This window comes from Nocardioides sp. OK12 (assembly GCF_024341885.1).
Taxonomy (GTDB): Bacteria; Actinomycetota; Actinomycetes; order Propionibacteriales; family Nocardioidaceae; genus Nocardioides; species Nocardioides marinisabuli.
This window is the reverse complement of sequence record NZ_BNET01000004.1, coordinates 331,207-349,141: the sequence shown is the minus strand read 5'-3', so window position 1 is coordinate 349,141 and position 17,935 is coordinate 331,207. Positions and strand designations below refer to the sequence as shown.

At 73.8% G+C, this 17,935-nt stretch carries 23 protein-coding genes; 12 read left to right on the top strand and 11 right to left on the bottom strand.

What is annotated here, in order from left to right:
• Window positions 1–39 precede the first annotated feature (39 nt).
• A complete protein-coding gene (locus OCU29_RS12175) occupies window positions 40–687 on the top strand; it encodes an acetoacetate decarboxylase family protein (protein ID WP_261820144.1) in 648 nt (215 codons plus the stop codon).
• A gap of 36 nt (window positions 688–723) precedes the next feature.
• Here OCU29_RS12175 and OCU29_RS12170 read toward each other — a convergent pair whose 3' ends face one another.
• The 3 genes from OCU29_RS12170 to OCU29_RS12160 are packed head-to-tail and all read right to left on the bottom strand — an operon-like array spanning window position 724 to window position 3,250.
• A complete protein-coding gene (locus tag OCU29_RS12170) occupies window positions 724–951 on the bottom strand; it encodes a hypothetical protein (protein ID WP_179617083.1) in 228 nt (75 codons plus the stop codon).
• Between the two features lie 46 nt (window positions 952–997).
• Entirely contained in the window at window positions 998–2,104 is a 1,107-nt protein-coding gene (locus OCU29_RS12165) for an acyl-CoA desaturase (RefSeq protein WP_261820143.1), read from the bottom strand.
• Between the two features lie 27 nt (window positions 2,105–2,131).
• Window positions 2,132–3,250 (bottom strand): ferredoxin reductase, encoded by a 1,119-nt coding sequence (locus OCU29_RS12160; RefSeq protein WP_261820142.1) that lies wholly within the window; start codon window positions 3,248–3,250, stop codon window positions 2,132–2,134.
• A gap of 165 nt (window positions 3,251–3,415) precedes the next feature.
• On the opposite strand from OCU29_RS12160, the gene OCU29_RS12155 reads away from it, so the two are divergent.
• Both OCU29_RS12155 and OCU29_RS12150 read left to right on the top strand, forming a co-directional pair.
• A complete protein-coding gene (locus tag OCU29_RS12155) occupies window positions 3,416–4,036 on the top strand; it encodes a TetR family transcriptional regulator (protein WP_179617086.1) in 621 nt (206 codons plus the stop codon).
• Window positions 4,033–4,938, top strand: a complete 906-nt coding sequence (locus tag OCU29_RS12150; protein ID WP_261820141.1) for a hypothetical protein — start codon at window positions 4,033–4,035, stop codon at window positions 4,936–4,938. Before OCU29_RS12155 ends, OCU29_RS12150 begins: the two co-directional genes overlap by 4 nt.
• On the opposite strand, the gene OCU29_RS12145 is transcribed toward OCU29_RS12150, so the two are convergent.
• The 5 genes from OCU29_RS12145 to OCU29_RS12125 all read right to left on the bottom strand — a co-directional run bounded on the left by OCU29_RS12145 (window position 4,907) and on the right by OCU29_RS12125 (window position 9,360).
• Window positions 4,907–5,596, bottom strand: a complete 690-nt coding sequence (locus OCU29_RS12145) for an SDR family oxidoreductase (RefSeq protein ID WP_179617087.1) — start codon at window positions 5,594–5,596, stop codon at window positions 4,907–4,909. The genes OCU29_RS12150 and OCU29_RS12145 overlap by 32 nt on opposite strands.
• A 13-nt stretch (window positions 5,597–5,609) precedes the next feature.
• Window positions 5,610–6,578, bottom strand: a complete 969-nt coding sequence (locus OCU29_RS12140) for a zinc-binding dehydrogenase (RefSeq protein ID WP_261820289.1) — start codon at window positions 6,576–6,578, stop codon at window positions 5,610–5,612.
• Between the two features lie 10 nt (window positions 6,579–6,588).
• Window positions 6,589–7,599, bottom strand: a complete 1,011-nt coding sequence (locus OCU29_RS12135; RefSeq protein ID WP_261820140.1) for a serine hydrolase — start codon at window positions 7,597–7,599, stop codon at window positions 6,589–6,591.
• Between the two features lie 17 nt (window positions 7,600–7,616).
• Complete coding sequence (locus OCU29_RS12130; RefSeq protein WP_261820139.1) at window positions 7,617–8,825, bottom strand: NADP-dependent malic enzyme; 1,209 nt, start codon at window positions 8,823–8,825, stop codon at window positions 7,617–7,619.
• A 157-nt stretch (window positions 8,826–8,982) separates the two neighbouring features.
• A complete protein-coding gene (locus tag OCU29_RS12125) occupies window positions 8,983–9,360 on the bottom strand; it encodes a S24 family peptidase (protein WP_261820138.1) in 378 nt (125 codons plus the stop codon).
• A 49-nt stretch (window positions 9,361–9,409) separates the two neighbouring features.
• Between OCU29_RS12125 and sodN the strand changes: the two genes are divergently transcribed.
• The 3 genes from sodN to OCU29_RS12110 all read left to right on the top strand — a co-directional run bounded on the left by sodN (window position 9,410) and on the right by OCU29_RS12110 (window position 11,247).
• Window positions 9,410–9,811, top strand: a complete 402-nt coding sequence (sodN, locus tag OCU29_RS12120; RefSeq protein ID WP_179617091.1) for a superoxide dismutase, Ni — start codon at window positions 9,410–9,412, stop codon at window positions 9,809–9,811.
• 140 nt (window positions 9,812–9,951) lie between these two features.
• Window positions 9,952–10,371, top strand: a complete 420-nt coding sequence (locus OCU29_RS12115) for an anti-sigma factor (RefSeq protein WP_179617092.1) — start codon at window positions 9,952–9,954, stop codon at window positions 10,369–10,371.
• Window positions 10,372–10,374: 3 nt separating this feature from the next.
• A complete protein-coding gene (locus OCU29_RS12110) occupies window positions 10,375–11,247 on the top strand; it encodes an RNA polymerase sigma factor SigF (protein ID WP_258017050.1) in 873 nt (290 codons plus the stop codon).
• 98 nt (window positions 11,248–11,345) lie between these two features.
• Here the strand turns inward: OCU29_RS12110 and OCU29_RS12105 are convergent, their stop codons facing one another.
• Entirely contained in the window at window positions 11,346–11,750 is a 405-nt protein-coding gene (locus OCU29_RS12105) for a hypothetical protein (protein ID WP_261820137.1), read from the bottom strand.
• 240 nt (window positions 11,751–11,990) lie between these two features.
• Between OCU29_RS12105 and OCU29_RS12100 the strand changes: the two genes are divergently transcribed.
• On the top strand, window positions 11,991–12,242 hold the full coding sequence (locus OCU29_RS12100; protein WP_068113543.1) for a WhiB family transcriptional regulator: 252 nt from the start codon (window positions 11,991–11,993) through the stop codon (window positions 12,240–12,242).
• A 19-nt stretch (window positions 12,243–12,261) separates the two neighbouring features.
• Here the strand turns inward: OCU29_RS12100 and OCU29_RS12095 are convergent, their stop codons facing one another.
• Complete coding sequence (locus OCU29_RS12095) at window positions 12,262–13,740, bottom strand: sensor histidine kinase (RefSeq protein WP_261820136.1); 1,479 nt, start codon at window positions 13,738–13,740, stop codon at window positions 12,262–12,264.
• Window positions 13,741–13,757: 17 nt separating this feature from the next.
• Between OCU29_RS12095 and OCU29_RS12090 the strand changes: the two genes are divergently transcribed.
• The 5 genes from OCU29_RS12090 to OCU29_RS20065 all read left to right on the top strand — a co-directional run bounded on the left by OCU29_RS12090 (window position 13,758) and on the right by OCU29_RS20065 (window position 17,514).
• Window positions 13,758–14,681: a DUF2785 domain-containing protein gene (locus OCU29_RS12090; RefSeq protein WP_261820135.1), complete on the top strand. Its 924-nt coding sequence runs from the start codon at window positions 13,758–13,760 to the stop codon at window positions 14,679–14,681.
• Window positions 14,682–14,705: 24 nt separating this feature from the next.
• A complete protein-coding gene (locus OCU29_RS12085) occupies window positions 14,706–16,418 on the top strand; it encodes an acetolactate synthase (RefSeq protein ID WP_261820134.1) in 1,713 nt (570 codons plus the stop codon).
• 5 nt (window positions 16,419–16,423) lie between these two features.
• On the top strand, window positions 16,424–16,909 hold the full coding sequence (locus OCU29_RS12080; protein ID WP_258017052.1) for a GNAT family N-acetyltransferase: 486 nt from the start codon (window positions 16,424–16,426) through the stop codon (window positions 16,907–16,909).
• Window positions 16,906–17,286 (top strand): thioesterase family protein, encoded by a 381-nt coding sequence (locus OCU29_RS12075; protein WP_261820133.1) that lies wholly within the window; start codon window positions 16,906–16,908, stop codon window positions 17,284–17,286. The genes OCU29_RS12080 and OCU29_RS12075 overlap by 4 nt, the downstream gene beginning before the upstream one ends.
• 153 nt (window positions 17,287–17,439) lie before the next feature.
• Window positions 17,440–17,514, top strand: coding sequence for a 50S ribosomal protein bL37 (locus OCU29_RS20065; protein WP_369797015.1), 75 nt, complete (start codon window positions 17,440–17,442; stop codon window positions 17,512–17,514).
• A 74-nt stretch (window positions 17,515–17,588) separates the two neighbouring features.
• Here OCU29_RS20065 and OCU29_RS12070 read toward each other — a convergent pair whose 3' ends face one another.
• Window positions 17,589–17,780 (bottom strand): Flp family type IVb pilin, encoded by a 192-nt coding sequence (locus tag OCU29_RS12070; protein ID WP_261820132.1) that lies wholly within the window; start codon window positions 17,778–17,780, stop codon window positions 17,589–17,591.
• Window positions 17,781–17,935: the final 155 nt, after the last annotated feature.

The window sequence follows — 17,935 nt, the reverse complement described above, 5'->3', positions numbered from 1 at the left end:
TTCGGCGTGCGGGGGCGGGAGCGTGGCTAGAATCCGGCCATGAGCACGGACTCCCCCTCCTCCCCCGCACCCGACAGCCCCGCCGCGGCGTACCCGCCGGCGCCCTGGCGGATGGTGGGCCAGATGTGGGTCTCCGTCTTCCGGGTCGCCGACGACGTCGACGCCGCCCACCCGCGGGGCATCTACGGGGCCGCCTTCGTCTCCTACGAGGAGGGCAGCCCGCTGACCTACTCCGAGCTGCTCGTCGCGCGCGTGCTGCGCACCCCGGCGGGCGACCGCCGGGTCAGCATCACCGACATCTGGGTCGACTCCCCCGCGTCGGTGGCCGGCGGCCGCGGGCTGTGGGCGATCCCCAAGGGGCTGGGTGACTTCGAGTCCTCCACCTCACGGCGCGGGCCGCTCGAGCGGGCCCGGTGGTCGATGAGCACCGACGGCGCGCCCGTCGCCAGCGCCCGCTTCAGCGACCTCTCCGCCATCGCGCCCCGACTGCCGGCCCGGGGCGGGGTCTGGCAGGCGCCCATCGACGCCCACACCGTGCCGGTCGAGACCGACATGGTCGGGCGCTCCAGGCTGGCGCCCTGCACCAGCAGCTGGACCTTCGACACCGCCGGCCCGCTGGGCTGGCTGGCCGGACGCCGCTCCCTGGCCTCGTTCCGCCAGCGCGACTTCACGCTCTCCTTCGGTTGACCGCGAGCCGGCCGGTTCGAACCGGCCGGCTCGCGCTCAGTCCTCGGCGTGCCGGTGGGCGCGGCGCGCGGCCTCGCGGATCTCGAAGACCTCGGTGGCCAGGCCGCCGAGCGCGCCCGCCACGCCCCGGACCGCACCGGTGATGATGGTCGCGACCTCGCCCACGGTGCTGGCGGTGGCCTCGATGGCGCTCTGGGCGGCGTCCTTGCCGATCTCGGCGCGGCTGAGCCGCTCCTCGCCGCGCTGCTCGGGGGTCTGGCTCATGGGCCCAGTCTCACCGTGATCGGTCGCGTTGACCAGGTGGGCTGGCTCACGCCGCCGCCGGCTGGGCCGGCGCGGCCGGCTGCTGCTCGCGACCACGGTCCGGCAGGGCCAGGCGGCAGATCTTGCGGGCCACACTGACGAGCTGCCTGCCCAGGGGGCCGGTGTTGTAGGGCAGGCCGTAGCGCTCGCAGATCTCCTTGACCTCCCCGGAGATCTCCGGGTAGCGGCGCGCCGGCAGGTCGGGGAAGAGGTGGTGCTCGACCTGGAAGGACAGGTTGCCGGTCATCAGGTGGAACAGCCGGCCGCCGTCGATGTTGGCCGAGCCGAGCAGCTGGCGGTAGTACCAGTGCCCGCGCGACTCGTCGCGGCACTCCTCCTCCGAGAAGGTCGCCACCCCGGCCGGGAAGTGGCCGCAGAAGATGATGTTGAACGCCCACACGTTGCGCACCAGGTTGGCGGTCGCGTTGCCGGCCAGCGTCAGCGGGAACAACGGCCCGGTCAGCGCCGGGAACAGCAGGTAGTCCTTGAGGGCCTGGCGCCGGACCTTGCGCATGATGCCCGCGTGCAGGGCCTTGTTGTCGGCCAGGGTGCGCCGGCCCGCGACGATGTTCTCGACCTCGAGGTCGTGCATCGCCACGCCCCACTCGAAGAAGACCATCAGCAGCAGCGCGTAGACGGGGTTGCCGAGGTAGTAGGGGTGCCAGGGCTGGTCCTCGTCCATGCGCAGGATGCCGTAGCCGATGTCGCGGTCCTTGCCGAGCACGTTGGTGAACGTGTGGTGGATGTAGTTGTGGGAGTACTTCCACTGCTCGGAGGGGCACACGTTGTCCCACTCGTACATCCGCGAGCTCAGACCGGGCTCGCCCATCCAGTCGTACTGCCCGTGCATCACGTTGTGGCCGATCTCCATGTTGTCGAGGATCTTCGACACGCTCAGGGCCGCGACGGCCAGCGGCCACGCCGGCGGCAGGTAGAACAAGGCTCGACCCGCCACCTCGAGCCGGCGCTGCAGGCGCACGACGCCGTGGATGTAGTCGGCGTCCGCCTCGCCGAGGTCGGCCAGGACGCGTTGGCGGATCGCATCCATCTCGGCGCCGAGGGCGTCGAGCTGGTCCGGGGTGAGGCGGGTGCTGGTGCTGGTGCTGGTGGTCATGGGGTGTTCCTCTCGGGGGTGGAGGGTTCAGAGGTCGACGGAGCAGTCGCCGACCGGTGCGGAGACGCAGATGCGCACGTCCTCGTCGGGCCGTGAGGACTCCTCGCCGGTGACGACGTCGCGCACGGTGCCGCTGGTCTTGCGGCTGGTGCAGGTGAAGCAGATGCCCATCCGACAGCCGGTCTCGGGTCGCAGCCCGAGCGCCTCGGCCTGCGCCAGGAGGGTCTCGCCGGTGTTGGTCGCGCCCAGCCCGCTGCGGGTGAAGCTGGTCTCGCCCTGCGCAGGCCCCGCGCCGGCGGCGGTCGCAGGCGCCTTGAAGTGCTCGACGCGCAGCCGCGCACTGCCGTCGTACGCCGCCGCCACGGCCTCGACGAGTCCCGTGGGGCCGCAGACCCAGGTGTCGGTGTCGCGGAAGCCGGGGACCAGGCGGGCCAGCGCGGCCGGGCTGAAGCGGGCGCCGCCCCGAGCGGTGTGCACCAGGTGCACGTCGACGTGGTTGTCGAAGCGCGCCACGGCGGCCAGCTCCTCGGCGTAGATCTGCTCCTGGGGGCTGCGGGCGTAGTGCAGGAAGGTGACGGGACGGTTGGCCCGCCCGTCGTAGCCGTCGCGCAGCAGCGTGCGCAGCATCGACATCACCGGGGTGATGCCGGAGCCGCCGCTGACCAGCAGCAGCGGGTGCGGGGTCGGGGTGGCGGGGCTGGCGTGCATGGTGAAGTCGCCGCCCGCCTGGCTGAGGTGGAGCAGGTCGCCGGGCCGGGCCCGGGTCGCCAGGTGGCGCGAGAGCGAGGTGCGCTCGTCGGTGTCGTCGTGGGCGCGCACGGTGAGGGTGAAGCGCTCGCCCGGGGCGGAGGCGGCCGAGGAGAGGGAGAAGCAGCGCGTGGCGCGTCGGGCCCCGGGCAGGTCGACCCCCACCTGCACGTGCTGGCCGGCCCGGTGCCCGCGCCAGGTCGACGTCGGCTGCACCGTCAGCGTGGTGACCGGGTGCACACCTGTCGTCTCGGGACGGACCTCCACGACCCGGCCACGGACCTCGTGGGCCGCCCAGAGCGGGTTGACCTGCTCGAGGTAGCGGTCCACGCCGTGCGGGGACGCGAGGGCCGCGACGGCTCGGGACCGCAGGACGGTGCTGACGAGGCTCAAGGCCACCTCCGGAAGTTCGGTGAACGGGCGTACACCGAAATGGCACCATCCCGCGGCAGTGGCGTCAACGTCCGTCCCCGGTGATCCCCACCACCCGCCCCGTCGCCCGCCCCGTCACCAGCGCGGTGGGCCACGACGACCGGGCGCCGCGCCCGGCGATAGCATCGACCCGTGACCGAGACCCGTGTCGAGCGCAAGGAGCGCACCCGACGAGCCATCCTCGACGCGGCCCTCGAGCTGTGCGAGGACAGCAGCCTCGTGGCGCTCTCGCTGCGCCAGGTCGCCAAGGAGGTGGGCATCGTGCCCACCGGCTTCTACCGCCACTTCGACTCCATCGAGTCGCTGGGCCTGAGCCTTGTCGACGAGTCGTTCGCCTCCCTGCGCGCGCTGCTGCGCGACGTGCGCCGCGACGACACCTCGACCACCGACATCGTCGACGGCTCGGTCTCGATCCTCGTCGACCACGTGCACCGCCAGCGCTCGCACTTCGCCTTCATCGCGCGCGAGCGCACCGCCGGCCAGCCGGCGGTGCGCGAGGCGATCCGGCACGAGATCGAGCTCTGCGAGCGGGAGCTGGCCACGGACCTGGCGCGGCTGCCCGGCACCACCGCGTGGTCGCCGGAGGACCTGCGCATCCTCTCGGCGCTGATCGTCTCGGCGATGGTCGCCGTCGCCGAGGAGATCCTGGCCGCCGCGGGGCGGCCGGAGGCCGAGGAGCAGATCGTGCACGAGGCCCGCACCCAGCTGCGGATGGTGCTCGTCGGCGCCCTCAACTGGCGCTCGCGCACGTGAGCAGCCGTCGCTCCCAGCTCGCCGGCGCCCTGCTCGACCCCGCTTCCCGGGCGTGGTGGCGTGCGGCCGGCCGCCGCGTGGACCTCGAGGGCGAGCACGCCTGGCTCCAGGCGCCCACCAGCAGCGCCTCGCTGGTGGGCGACACCTGGCTGACCCAGGAGGCGGACCGGCTCGGCGGGCGGGTCACCGAGGGCCGCGCCGACGCCGGGCTCATGGCCGACATGGCCGCCCTCGACGGCCCCGGCTTCGCCGCGAGCGACCTGCGGGCGGAGGTGCGTGACTTCTACGAGCACACCGCGTCGTGGCGGATGGAGGTGTGGACCGGCTGGCAGCCGCTCTTCTGGCCCGGGGGCGAGCTCGTCTCCCGGCTCTTCGGGCGCCGGGTGGGCCAGCTGGCCCTGCCGATGCGGCCGCTCGACGTCGCCCGTGGGATGGACAGCCGGGTCTCGGTCATCACCGACCGGCACGGCGCCCAGCAGGCCGCCGGGTGGCTGCGCACCCTGCGCTCGACCGGCGAGTACGTGTACTCCGGCTGCTACTCCCTGCGCCGCCTGCCCGGCTCCGACCGGCCCAGCGTGCACGTCGCGTTCCCCCTGGAGCACGGCAACGTACAGGTCTTCCTGCGCCCGGAGGTGGGCCCCGGCGGGTCGCTGGTGCTCCGCTCCCCGTCGCGGACCTTCGGCGGCGACGGCTGCTACGTCACCGTGCGCCACCGCGGGCGCACCTTCGCCGCGCGGGCACCGGTGCATGAGCGCTTCCACGTCCACGTCGACGACGAGGGCGTGCTGCGCACCGACCACCACCTCTCGCTGTGGTCGGCCCGGGCGGTCTCCCTGCACTACCGCCTGGAACGGCTGGCGCCGCCCCGGGCTACCCCCGGGGCCGCACCGTCAGGTCGCTGAGCACCGCGTCGTCCGGCAGGTCGAGGGCGTGCAGCACCGCGCCGACCACGGTCGCGGGGTCGATCCACTGCGACGGGTCGTAGTCCTTGCCCTCCTGGGCGTGCACCTTCTCCTGCATCGCGGTGGCGGTGCGTCCGGGGTAGACGGAGGTCACCCGCACCCCGTGGGCCGCCTCCTCGGCGCGCAGCGAGTCGGCCAGCGCCTTGAGCCCGTGCTTGCTGGCGGCGTACGCCGACCACTGCGGGTGGGCGAAGAGCCCGGCACCCGAGTTGACCAGCACCACGGTGCCGCGCGCCGCGCGCAGGGCGGGCAGGGCCAGCCTCGTCAGCACGGCCGGCGCCACGAGGTTGACCGTCACCTGCTCCACCCAGGCAGCGGTGGACAGCTCGGCGACCGGGCCGAGCTCGACCACCCCGCCGGCGTGGACCAGGGAGTCGAGGCGCGCGGGCAGCCGGCCCTCGAGCGCGTCGACGGCACCGGGGTCGGCCAGGTCGGCGACGACCGTGCGCGCCCCGGGGTGCGCCGCCTCGAGCTCGGCGGCGCGCTCCTCGGAGCGGGCCAGCAGCCAGGTCTCGTCCCCGCGCTCACGCAGCCGCTGGGCGAGCACCTCCCCGATGCCGGAGCCGGCGCCGGTGAGCAGGTGGGTGCGGGGGCTCATCGCTGGCGCCTCCTCAGCGGGTCAGCACGATCTTGCCGAAGACGTCGCCGTCGATCATGGCGGCGAAGCCCTCGGGTGCCCGGTCCATCGGCAGGGTGCGGTCGACCAGGGGGCGCGCACCGGTGGCGTCGAGCATCGAGACCAGCGAAGCCAGCTCGTCGCGCGTGCCCATGGTGGAGCCGACCACCGAGAGCTGGAGGAAGAAGATGCGGGTCAGCTCGGCGTCGTCGAGCTGGGGACCCGAGGTGGTGCCGCTGATGACCAGGCGACCGCCGGGCTTGAGCGAGCGCACCGAGTGCGACCAGGTGGCGCGACCGACGGTCTCCATGACGGCGTCGACCTTGACCGGCAGCCGGGCGCCGGACTCGAAGACCTCGTGGGCGCCGATCTCGAGCGCCCGGGCGCGCTTGGCCTCGTCGCGGCTGGTGGCCAGCACCCGCAGGCCGGCGGCACGACCCAGGATGATCGCCGCGGTGGCGACGCCGCCGCCGGCGCCCTGCACCAGCACGGTGTCGCCCGCGGTGAGCTGGCCGCGGGTGAAGAGCATCCGGTAGGCGGTCAGCCACGCGGTGGGCAGGCAGGCGGCCTCCTCGTACGACAGCGAGGCGGGCTTGGGGACCACGTTGCGGCGCGGCACGACCACCTTGTCGGCGAAGGTGCCCTGGTGCCGCTCGGAGAGCAGCGAGCGCTTCGGGTCGAAGGTCTCGTCGCCGCTCCAGGACGGGTCGCTGACCACGGCGTGCACGACGACCTCGTTGCCGTCCTCGTCGAGCCCGGCGGCGTCGCAGCCCAGGATCATCGGCAGCGACTCGTCCTTGAGGCCCACGCCCCGCAGCGACCACACGTCGTGGTGGTTGAGCGAGGCGGCCTTGACGGTGACGGTGGTCCAGCCCTCGGGGGCGACCGGGTCGGGACGCTCCCCCACCACCAGGCCGGAGATCGGGTCGTCGGAGGAGAAGGACTCGGCGTAGACGGCGAACATGTGGGTCACGTTACTGCTCGACCGCGAGCCTGAGCCGGCGCAGGGCCAGCAGGTCCACACTGCGGGCATGGTTGCTCAGCACGACGACCGCGACCCGCTCCGCCGGGACGAAGCCGACGAAGGAGCGGTAGCCGCCGGTCCCACCGTTGTGCCACCACAGGTGGTCGGGCCGGTCGTGGCGCAGCCACCCCAGGCCGATCGTCTGCCCGCGGGTCACCCGGGGCTGCTGGGTGAGCCGGACCGCCTCGCCCAGCGGCGTCGAGCCCGGGTCGAGCTGCGCCTCGAGGTAGACCAGCAGGTCGTCGACCGTCGAGCGCAGGGCGCCGGCGCCCGGCATCCCCGCCAGCGGCCACGGGGCGGCGGGGGCCGACCTGCGGCGGTGGCCAGGCACCAGCCGGGAGCGCTGCTCGTCGCTGAGCCGGTCGTCGGTGGCGGTGTCCGCCAGGCCGAGGGGGGCGCACACGCGCTGCTGCACGAGGTCGCCGTACGACGTGCCGGTGGCGTGGGCGAGCGCCTGGCCGAGCACCCCGACGCCGAGGTTGGAGTAGTGCACGGTGCCGCTGCCGGGCGTGCGCCGCAGCCGTGCCCGGCCGAGCGCCTCGAGCAGGCCCTCGGGAGTCAGGTCCCGGTAGGGGTCGCGCCCCCGCAGCATCTCCACGCTCCCGCGCACCGCAGGGACCGGCAGCGACGGCAGGCCCGCGGTGTGGGTCGCGAGGTGGGCCAGGGTGATCTCGACGCCGTCGCGGGCGGGCACGCGCGTCCCCGGCGGCAGGAGGTCGCGCACGGGGGTGTCGAGGCTCCACTCGCCGCGCACCGCACCGTCGGCCAGCAGCAGGGCCGTGAACGTCTTGGTGATCGAACCGATCTCGTGGAGGCTGCGCCCGTCGGGGACAGCCCCCTCGCGGGCACGGCCGACGACCCGGGTCGAGCCGTCCCGTTCGCGGACGCCCACCACCAGGCCGGCCCGGCGCCGGACGGCCCGGTCGAGCGCGGCCCCGACGTCGTCGGTGCTCCCAGCCACGTGCGGATACCCCCGGGTCAGCGGCGGGCGACCCCGTCGCGGCGCGCCGCCTCGGCGACCGCGCTGGAGACGGCGCCCGGCACCCGCTCGTCGAACGGCGAGGGGATGATGTAGGTCTCGCTGAGCTCGTCGCCGACCAGCTCGGCCAGCGCGTTGGCCGCCGCGAGCTTCATGCCCTCGGTGATCCCCGTGGCGTGGACGTCGAGCGCCCCGCGGAAGATGCCGGGGAAGGCCAGCACGTTGTTGATCTGGTTGGGGAAGTCGGAGCGCCCGGTGGCCACCACGCGGGCGTACTTGTGGGCCACGTCCGGGTGCACCTCGGGCGTGGGGTTGGCCAGGCCGAAGATGATCGAGTCGGGCGCCATCCGCGCCACGTCCTCCTCGGGCACGGTGCCGCCGGAGACGCCCAGGTAGACGTCGGCGCCGGCCAGGACGTCGCCCAGCGAGCCGGTGCGCCCGGTCTTGTCGGCGGTCATCTCGGCCAGCGCGCGCTTGACCGGCGTCAGGTCGCCGCGCGAGGAGTGCAGGACGCCCTTGCGGTCGGTGACCGCGAGGTCGGTGATGCCGGCCTCGAGCAGGATCTTGGCGACCGCGACACCGGCGGCGCCGGCACCGGAGATGACCACCCGGGTCGTCGCCGGCTCGCGGCCGGTCAGCTTGAGGGCGTTCTTGAGCGCCGCGAGCGCCACCACGGCGGTGCCGTGCTGGTCGTCGTGGAAGACCGGGATGTCGAGCATCTCCTTGAGACGGTCCTCGATCTCGAAGCACCGGGGCGCCGAGATGTCCTCGAGGTTGACGCCGCCGAAGCTCGGGGCGAGCCGCGCGACGGTCTCGATGATCTGCTCGGTGTCGGTGGTGTCGAGGCAGATCGGCACGGCGTCGACGCCGCCGAACTGCTTGAAGAGCACCGCCTTGCCCTCCATCACCGGCATCGCGGCCGCCGGGCCGATGTCGCCCAGGCCGAGCACCGCGGTGCCGTCGCTGACGACGGCCACGGTGTTGGGCACCCAGGTGTAGTGCTGGGTCATGCTCGGGTCGGCGGCGATCGCCTCGCACACCAGCGCCACACCGGGGGTGTAGGCCAACGACAGGTCGGCTGCGTCCTTCAGCGGCGCGGTCGCGGCGACCTGCATCTTGCCGCCCACGTGGAGGTCGAAGACGGGGTCGCCCTCGAACGGGTGGGTGGTGGCGGTGGCCGGCTGGGGCGGCACGGGGACTGAGGACATCTCGTTGAGGTCTTTCCAGGCTGAGGGCCGTCGGGGACGGATCCGGCTCGACGGGCGGGGTGGTGCCTCGGAGCGCCGGGACCCATGCGGGGTGCGCGTGCTCGCAGTCTGGCACAGCGGACCCGCCCCTCCGAGGGGCGTCCCACCGTGCGGCGGGTCACATCCGGCCGCACCGCGGGCGCGGCCACACCCGGGCCACGACGACGCCCCGCACGTCGTCCTCCGGCACCGGGCCCCGGTGCCGCGAGTCGACGCCGACCTCCGGGTCGTCGCTGAGCAGCCACCACCCCGCGGCCCCCGACGCCGTACGCCGGCGCTCGGTGGCGCGCTTGACCGCCAGGGTGCCGTCGGCGAGCCGTGCGACGACCACGCGCCCCGGTCGTACCGCCCGCCGGTAGGAGACCAGCAGCCGGTCGCCGGGGCGCAGCCCCGGGCGCATCGAGTCCCCGCGCACCAGCGCCCAGCCCCACGGCAGCGCCCGGCGCTCGGGCCGGGGCGGCCGGCCCGCCCGAGCGGGTGGGGACGTGTGACTCACGCGGAGTAGTGTCCCAGCCAAGAGTCAGACGACGTACGAGAGGACCTGCATGTTCGCCAAGCTGTTCGCGCCCACCATCGAGGTGTCTGCCCACTGCGACCTGCCCTGCGGTGTCTACGACCCCGCGCAGGCCCGCATCGAGGCCGAGTCGATCAAGGGCATCATCGCCAAGGTCGCCGACAACGACGACCCTGACTTCCGCACCCGCGCCATCATCATCAAGGAGCAGCGCGCCGAGATGGTCAAGCACCACCTGTGGGTGCTGTGGACCGACTACTTCAAGCCCCCGCACTTCGAGAAGTACCCCCAGCTGCACGTGCTGGTCAACGAGGCCACCAAGCTCGCCGGGGCCTCCGGCGCCAAGGGTGCCCTCGACGCCGACGTGGCCGACCAGCTGCTCGCCAAGATCGACGAGATCGCCGAGATCTTCTGGGAGACCAAGAAGGGCTGAACCGCCCGCGCGGCCCGCGACGGGTCGATGCGTTTGCGAGGGCCGGGCCCGGGGTAGCACCTCGGGGCCGGCCCTCGTGCCGTCACCAGCCCCTCCTGCCCACTAGGGTGCGAGCACCCACACCCGTGAAGGACGGCTCCATGTCTGCCACCTCAGCGACCACCGGCCCGGTCGCGGACCGACCCGACGTCGAGATCCGCCTGCCCGCGGACGGCGCCTACGTCTCGGTGCTGCGCACGACCACCGCCGGCCTGGCCGCTCGGCTCGACTTCACGATCGACGACATCGAGGACCTGCGCATCGCCGTGGGCGAGGCCTGCGCGATGGTGCTGCCCGAGGCCGACGAGGTCTCCGACCTGACCGGGCAGTTCCACCTGCGCCCGGGCCAGCTGACCGTCTCGGTGGCCGTCACCGCCACGGAGCCCTCGGCCCCCGACTACGACAGCTTCGCCTGGCAGGTGCTGACCACGCTGGCCGACTCGGCCACCGTCGGCACCAGCGAGGGCCGGTTCGTGGTCACGATGGTCATGCACCCCACCGCCCTCGGCGAGGGCAGGTAGCCGGTGCCCGCCTCGCTCCCCCCGGACCCTCCGGTCGGGGTCCCGACCCTGCTGCCGGGGGAGGCGCCCCCCGACCCGCCCGAGAACGACGACGCGACCCGCCGCCGGCTGGGCATCGAGACCACCCGTCGACGCAGCGCCGAGCTCTTCCGCGAGATGCGCGACGAGGAGGCCGACGCCGCGGTGCGCGAGGGCGCCCGCGACTCGCTGGTGCACCTGCACCTGCCGCTCGTCGAGCACTGCGCGCGCCGCTTCCGCAACCGCGGTGAGCCCTTCGAGGACCTCGTGCAGGTCGGCACCATCGGGCTCATCAAGTCCGTCGACCGCTTCGACCCCGAGCGCGGGGTGGAGTTCTCGACCTACGCCACCCCCACGATCATCGGCGAGATCAAGCGCTACTTCCGCGACAAGGGCTGGGCGATCCGGGTGCCGCGGCGGCTGCAGGAGCTGCGGATGCAGATCAGCGCCGCGACCGCCGAGCTGACCCAGTCGCTTGGCCGCTCCCCCACCGCCTCCGAGCTCGCCGCCCAGGTGGGCTGCAGCGTCGAGGAGATCATCGAGGGCATCGAGTCCTCCAACGCCTACTCGACGCTGTCGCTGGACGCCACCGACGACTCCGACGACGGCACCGCCTCGATGCTCGACGCCATCGGCGCCGAGGACGCCGGTCTCGAGCACGTCGAGATCCGCGAGTCGCTCAAGCCGCTGCTGGACCGGCTCGAGCCGCGCGAGAAGCGCATCCTGCTGCTGCGGTTCTTCAAGAACCAGACCCAGTCGCAGATCGCCGAGGAGATCGGGGTCTCCCAGATGCACGTCTCGCGCCTGCTCAGCCGCACCCTCGACCAGCTGCGGGCCTCGCTCGAGACCCCCGACTGACGGCCGAGCAGTCAGTTCTGAACCACCCACCGGTCACTTGTGCACCGCGCCATGTGCAAAAGTGACCACTCGGTGGTTCAGAAGTGACCGGTCGGCCGTCAGGGGTGGGGCTCGTCGCCGAGGGCGCGCATGGTCTCGGGGTGGACCAGCCCGGCGATGGCGATGCCGCTGCTGAGCGCCAGCACCACCACGACCGCCCAGGTGCCGCGGAAGCTCCAGGCCAGGCCGAGCCCGATGAGCTGGGCCAGCAGCAGCGGGCCGCGGGCCCAGGTGGCGGTACGCGTGAGCGCCCAGGAGCAGGCCAGCAGCAGGAGACCGAAGAGCGCGAAGAAGGCGGACGTGGTCGTGCCGAGGGCCAGCCGCTCGGTGGAGAGGTTCGCAAGCTCGGCGCCCGCGAGCAGCAGCAGCACCAGCCCCTGCACTGCCCCGATCGAGGCGGCGACCACCATCGGCGCGGGCGCTCGGTCGCGGTCAGGGCTGCTCAGGGGGTCCACGGGGTCCACAGGGCAGGAGCCTAGAGGGGCGTGCACGGGACCCCGGCAGGCACCGGTAGGCAAATTGTGGGGGCTGTGACGTAGGAGACCCACCATGATGCGGCCCAGGGGGTTGTTTAACGGTCCAATCGTTGGGACGCTTGTCGCTGCGCTCGTCGACGCGTGCACCGTTGCGTGCCCGTCGCCGCAGCCTCGCAGGCCCTGCCACCCCTGGCTTGCACGTCGTACAGAAAGAGGGACACCCCAGCCATGGATTGGCGCCACCGTTCGGCCTGCCTCGACGAGGACCCTGAGCTGTTCTTCCCCATCGGCAACACCGGCCCGGCCATCCTCCAGATCGAGGAGGCCAAGCAGGTCTGCCGACGCTGCGACGTGCGCGAGCTGTGCCTGCAGTGGGCCCTCGAGGCCGGCCAGGACCACGGCGTGTGGGGTGGTCTGAGCGAGGACGAGCGCCGCGCGCTCAAGCGCCGCAACGCCCGCGCCCGGGTGCGCACCGCCTGAGGGAGCCTGCCCACCACGACTAGTCCAGGGGTACGTCGATGTCGACGCGGGTGCCGGGACCGTGCGGCACCTGCCCCAGCGTGAGGTGACCGCCGAGCTCGGACTCGACCAGCGTGCGCACGATCGAGAGCCCCAGGCTCGTCGACGACGCCAGGTCGAAGCCCTCGGGCAGCCCGTGGCCGTCGTCGTCGACGGTCAGGTGCAGGCTCGAGGCGGGTCGCTGCACGCGCACCGTCACCACGCCCTCGCGGGCGTCGTCGGCGCTCGCGTCGTAGCCGTGCTCGGCGGCGTTCTGCAGCACCTCGGTCAGCACCATCGACAGCGCGGTCGCCGACTCCGAGGGCAGCCGCCCGAAGGTGCCCTCGCGCCGCACCCGCACCCGGCCGGGGGCGGCGCTGACCTCGGTCACCATCCGGCCCAGCCGGTCGGCGATCTCGTCGAAGTCGACGTCCTCCTCGACGGCCTGGCTCAGCGTCTCGTGCACGATCGCGATCGAGCCGACGCGTCGCACCGCCTCCTCGAGGGCGTCGCGCGCCTCCGGTGAGTCGATGCGGCGCGCCTGCAGCCGCAGCAGCGCCGCGACGGTCTGGAGGTTGTTCTTGACCCGGTGGTGGATCTCGCGGATCGTCGCGTCCTTGGTGATCAGCTCCCGGTCGCGGCGGCGCAGGTCGGTGACGTCGCGCACCAGCACCAGCGCCCCGAGGTGCTCGTGCTCGGAGCGCAGCGGGATCGACCGCGCGATCAGCGCCACCCCCTCGCCGCCGAGCTCGGTGTCGCGGTGCACCCGACCGCCCATCACGGCGCTGAGGGTCTCCTCGTCGACGCGGCGCCGCGGCGGCACCAGCGACCGGGTCAGGTCGGGCAGCACGTGGCCGGCCAGGTCGCCGGAGAGCCCCAGCCGTCGGAAGACGGACTGGGCGTTCGGGCTGGCGTAGACCACCCGCCCGGCGGCGTCGACGCGCACGAAGCCGTCGCCGACGCGCGGCGAGTCGGCGTGGTCGCTGCGCTGCCCGGGCGGCGGGAAGTGGCCCTGCGCGATCATCCGGGTCAGGTCGGCGGCCGACTGCAGGTAGGCCAGCTCGAGACGGCTGGGGGTCCGCACGCCGAGCAGGTTGGTGTTGCGCGCGACCACCGCGATCACGCGGCCGCGGCGGCGCACCGGGATCGTCTCCACGCGCACCGGCATGTCGTCGCGCCACTCCGGGTCGCCCTCGCGCACCAGCCGCCCCTCGGCGCGGGCCCGGTCCAGCAGCGGGCGCTCGCCGGTGGCCACGAAGTCGCCCAGCACGTCGTCGACGTACGCCGTCGGCGCCGTCGTGGGGCGCATCTGGCCCGCGGCCCAGAAGCCCGAGCCGCTGCGGTCGGGCAGCCAGAGCACCAGGTCGGCGAAGGACAGGTCGGCGATGATCTGCCAGTCGGCCTGGAGCAGCTGGAGCCACGCGACGTCGTCGTCGTCGAGGTCGGTGTGGCTGCGCACGAGCTCGCTGAACGTCGACACGCCGACAGCCTAGGCCCGTGCCTCGGCGGGTCGGCCCGGCGACCGGTCCGCGGGTGCGTCCGGGGGTGGTGTTTGGCAAGATGTCCGCCATGTCGGCGTCGTACTGGAACCAGGTGCTCGCCGACGGTCTGACGGTCCCCGAGGACCGTCCTCTCGGGGACCTCACGGCTGAGCTCACGCGCATGCTCGGAGACCCCGACCCAGGCCGTCGGGACGAGATCGCACTGCAGACCCTCGCTGCCTGGATCGGGCGCGGGGTCTACGACGACCTCCTGGTCGGCCTGGGCGACGGGATGAGCGAGGGGCTGCGGGTCGGGATCGAGACGCCCGGCACCGACGACGTCTTCCGGCGCAGCTTCTCGGCCCTGGTGCTCGGGGTCTGCCTCGAGCGCGCCAACGCCGAGGACCTGCTCGGCCGCTCCACCGTCCTCGACTGGGGCGACCGGCTGGCCACCTGGCTGCTGCGCGAGCAGGACCTGCGCGGCTTCGTCGAGGGCAAGGGCTGGGCGCACGCCGTCGCGCACGGCGCCGACGCCATCGGGGCCCTGGGCGGCTCCCCCCACCTGGAGGCACCCGAGCTGACGGTGCTCCTCGACGTGCTGGCCGACCGGGTGCTCGCCGAGCGGCTGCCCGGGCAGCCGCCGCTCGACCACGGCGAGCTGGACCGCCTGGCGATCGCCACGCTGCGGCTGCTGCGCCGCGACCTGCTGCCGCTCTCGGTGCTCGAGCCCTGGGTCAACCGGGTCGCCACCGTCGCGACCGAGGCGATGGCGGGCCCCGTGGGCCAGGACCCCTACCCGCGGCGCAACCACGCCGAGGGGTTCCTGCGCGCGCTCTACGTGCAGCTCGCGCTCACCACCCGACCGCCCGCGGTGCGCGCCGACCTGGTGCTCGTGGTGGTCGACGCGCTGCGACGCACCAACCACGCGTTCCTCACCTGAGGACTCGTCGGTAACCTGCGTCACATGAGTGAGCAGACCACCGACCAGGGCGCCGACCGGCCGGCCGCCACCACCTCCGCGCGACCGGGTGAGGAGCTCACCGGCCATGCGGGCGTGCTCGCCACCGCCGCCGCCCGCGCCCACGGGGTCGAGACGATGTTCACGCTCTCGGGCGCCCACGTCTTCCCGATGTACGACGCCGCGGTCACCGCCGACCCGCCGGTGCGCCTGCTCGACGTGCGCCACGAGCAGACCGCCGCCTTCGCCGCGGAGGCCACCGGCAAGCTCACCCGGGTCCCGGGCCTCGCGGTCCTGACCGCCGGTCCGGGCGTGACCAACGGCGTCAGCGCGATCGCCCAGGCCCAGTTCAACGGCTCCCCCATGGTCGTCGTCGGCGGCCGCGCCCCGCAGAACCGCTGGGGCTCCGGCAGCCTGCAGGAGCTCGACCAGCCGCCGATCCTGGCGCCGGTCTCGAAGCTCGCCCGCACCCTGCCCACCGCCGCCGAGGTGATGGGGGGCATGGACGAGGCCTTCACGCTCGCCCGCTCCTCGCACCGCGGCCCGGTCTTCGTCGACGTGCCGATGGACGAGTTCTTCAACAGCGCCACCGGCGTGGTGCCCGCGGGCGGCGAGCAGCGCGGGGCCGCGCCCGACACCGACGCCATCGACCGCATCGCCGGTCTGCTGGCCGCCGCCCGGCGCCCCGTCGTGGTGCTCGGCACCGACGTGTGGGCCGACCGGGCCGAGGAGGCCGCGCTGCGCTTCGTCGAGGCCACCGGCGTCCCCGCGATCACCAACGGCATGGGCCGCGGCCTGGTGCCCGGCGGCCACCCGCTGCTGGTCACCAAGGCCCGCGGCCAGGCGCTCGGCGGCGCCGACCTGGTCGTCGTGGTCGGCACCCCGCTCGACTTCCGCCTGGGCTACGGCGTCTTCGGGGGCAAGGACGGCGCCCCGGCCGCGCAGGTCGTGCACGTGGCCGACTCCGCCGGCCAGCTCTCCGGGCACGCCGAGCTCGCCGCCTCGGTCAGCGGCGACCTCACGGCCGTGCTCGACGGCCTGCTGGGCGCGCTCGAGCGCCGCGGGCAGACGTCGTACGCCGCCTGGGTGGAGGACCTGCAGGAGACCGTGAAGGCAGCCACCGAGCGTGACCGGGCGCTGCTGGGCGCGGAGGCCGACCCGGTGCACCCCGCCCGCATCTACGGCGAGCTGGTGCCGCGCCTGGCCGACGACGCCGTCGTGATCGGCGACGGCGGCGACTTCGTCTCCTTCGCCGGCAAGTTCGTCGAGCCCCAGCGCCCCGGCGGCTGGCTCGACCCCGGCCCCTACGGCTGCCTGGGCGCCGGCCTGGGTGCCGCGATCGCCGCGCGGATCGCCCGTCCCTCGGCGCAGGTGGTGCTGCTGCTCGGCGACGGCGCGGCCGGCTTCTCGCTGATGGACGTCGACACCCTGGTGCGCCACGACCTGCCGGTGGTGATGGTGATGGGCAACAACTCCGCCTGGGGCCTCGAGAAGGGCCCGATGCAGATGCTCTACGGCTACGACGTGGCCGCCGACCTGGCGCCGCGCACGGCCTACGACGAGGTCGTCAAGGCCCTCGGCGGCGCCGGCGAGACCGTCACCGACCCGCGGCAGATCGGCCCGGCGCTCGACCGTGCCTTCGCCTCGAACGTGCCCTACCTGGTCAACATCATCACCGACGTCGAGGCGGCCTACCCGCGCGCGACCTTCGGCATCTGAGCGCGGTGCGGATCCGGCGGGCGGGGCCCGCAGACCTGGTCGTCGTCGGTGACGTCACGGCGGCGGCGTACGCGCCGTTCCTGGACGGCCCCGACGACCCGTACGTCGCGCGGTTGCGCGACGCGGCGGCGCGCGCCCGCGAGGCGGAGCTGTGGGTGGCCTCCCCCGACGACTCCGACGAGGTGCTGGGCAGCGTCACCGACTGCCCGCCCGGCTCGCCGTGGCGCGAGGTCGCCGTCGACGGCGAGGGCGAGTTCCGGATGCTGTCGGTCGCGCCCGGCACCCAGGGCCAGGGCGTGGGCGCCGCCCTGGTCGAGCACGTCCTGCAGCGCTGGCGCGAGCGCGGCGCCGACGCCGTGGTCCTCTCCTCGCTGCGGGAGATGGCCGCGGCGCACCGGCTCTACGGCCGCCTCGGCTTCGAGCGCCTGCCCGAGCGCGACTGGCAGCCCGTCCCCGACGTCCACCTGATCTGCTTCCGGAGGCACCTGTGAGCACTCCCGTAAACGCCACCACCAGCCACGAGGTCACCGAGGCCGACACCGCGCTCGCGGTGGGCTCCGGCTCGCTGCCCGTCCTGGGCACACCCCGCCTGCTCGCGTGGGCCGAGGCGGCCACCTGCGCCGCCATCGACCCCACGCTGCCCGAGGGCTCGACCAGCGTCGGCACCCGCATCGAGCTCGAGCACCGTGGCGCCAGCCCCGTCGGCGCCACCCTCGAGGTCACCGCGACCCTCTCCCACGTCGACGGCCGCCTGCACCGCTTCTCGGTGGCCGCCCGCCACACCGGCGCCTCGGGCGGCAAGGTGGTCGCCTCCGGCGAGGTGACCCGCGTGGTCGTCGACGCCGAGCGCTTCCTCTCCCGCCTCTGACCCGGCCCGGATCTCGCGCTGACCCGGCCCGGACCGGCGTACGCCGGGGAGCCGGCGCCGGCTCGGCGGGGGTGAATTCGTGCCCGGGACGGTCATTTGAGAGACTGACCCTTGGCCCAGCCACGGGTCGACCGCGATTCGGAGGAGAACACCATGGGCAAGACCGGCCGCAAGCGCCGCGCTCGTCGCAAGAAGGGCGCGAACCACGGGAAGCGCCCCAACGCCTGACAGCGCAGACACGACGAGACCCCGAGCCGGATCGGCTCGGGGTCTCGTCATGTCTGCGACGGCAGCGACCGGCCCTAGATCTTGTTGGCCACCTCGTTGAAGGTGGCGGTGAGGTTGGTGCCGATGAGCTGGACGGCGACGATGATCGCCACGGCGATCAGGCTGACCATCAGGCCGTACTCCACGGCGGTGGCGCCGCGCTCGGAGCGCTTCTCCTTGAGGTCGCCGATGAGCACGAGGGTCATCAGCTGCAGCTTCTCGATCATGGGATTCTCCTGAGGTGATGGGGCTCCGGAGGGTCCGGTGCCGGTGCTGGTCCCCCGTCCGGGGTCCCCTTGGTGCTTCCAGGTTCCCGCGGCCCGAGGGCCGGGTAGTCCAACTCCGGTACCCGGCGGCGTAGTCACTTCGGGCTATGCCGCTG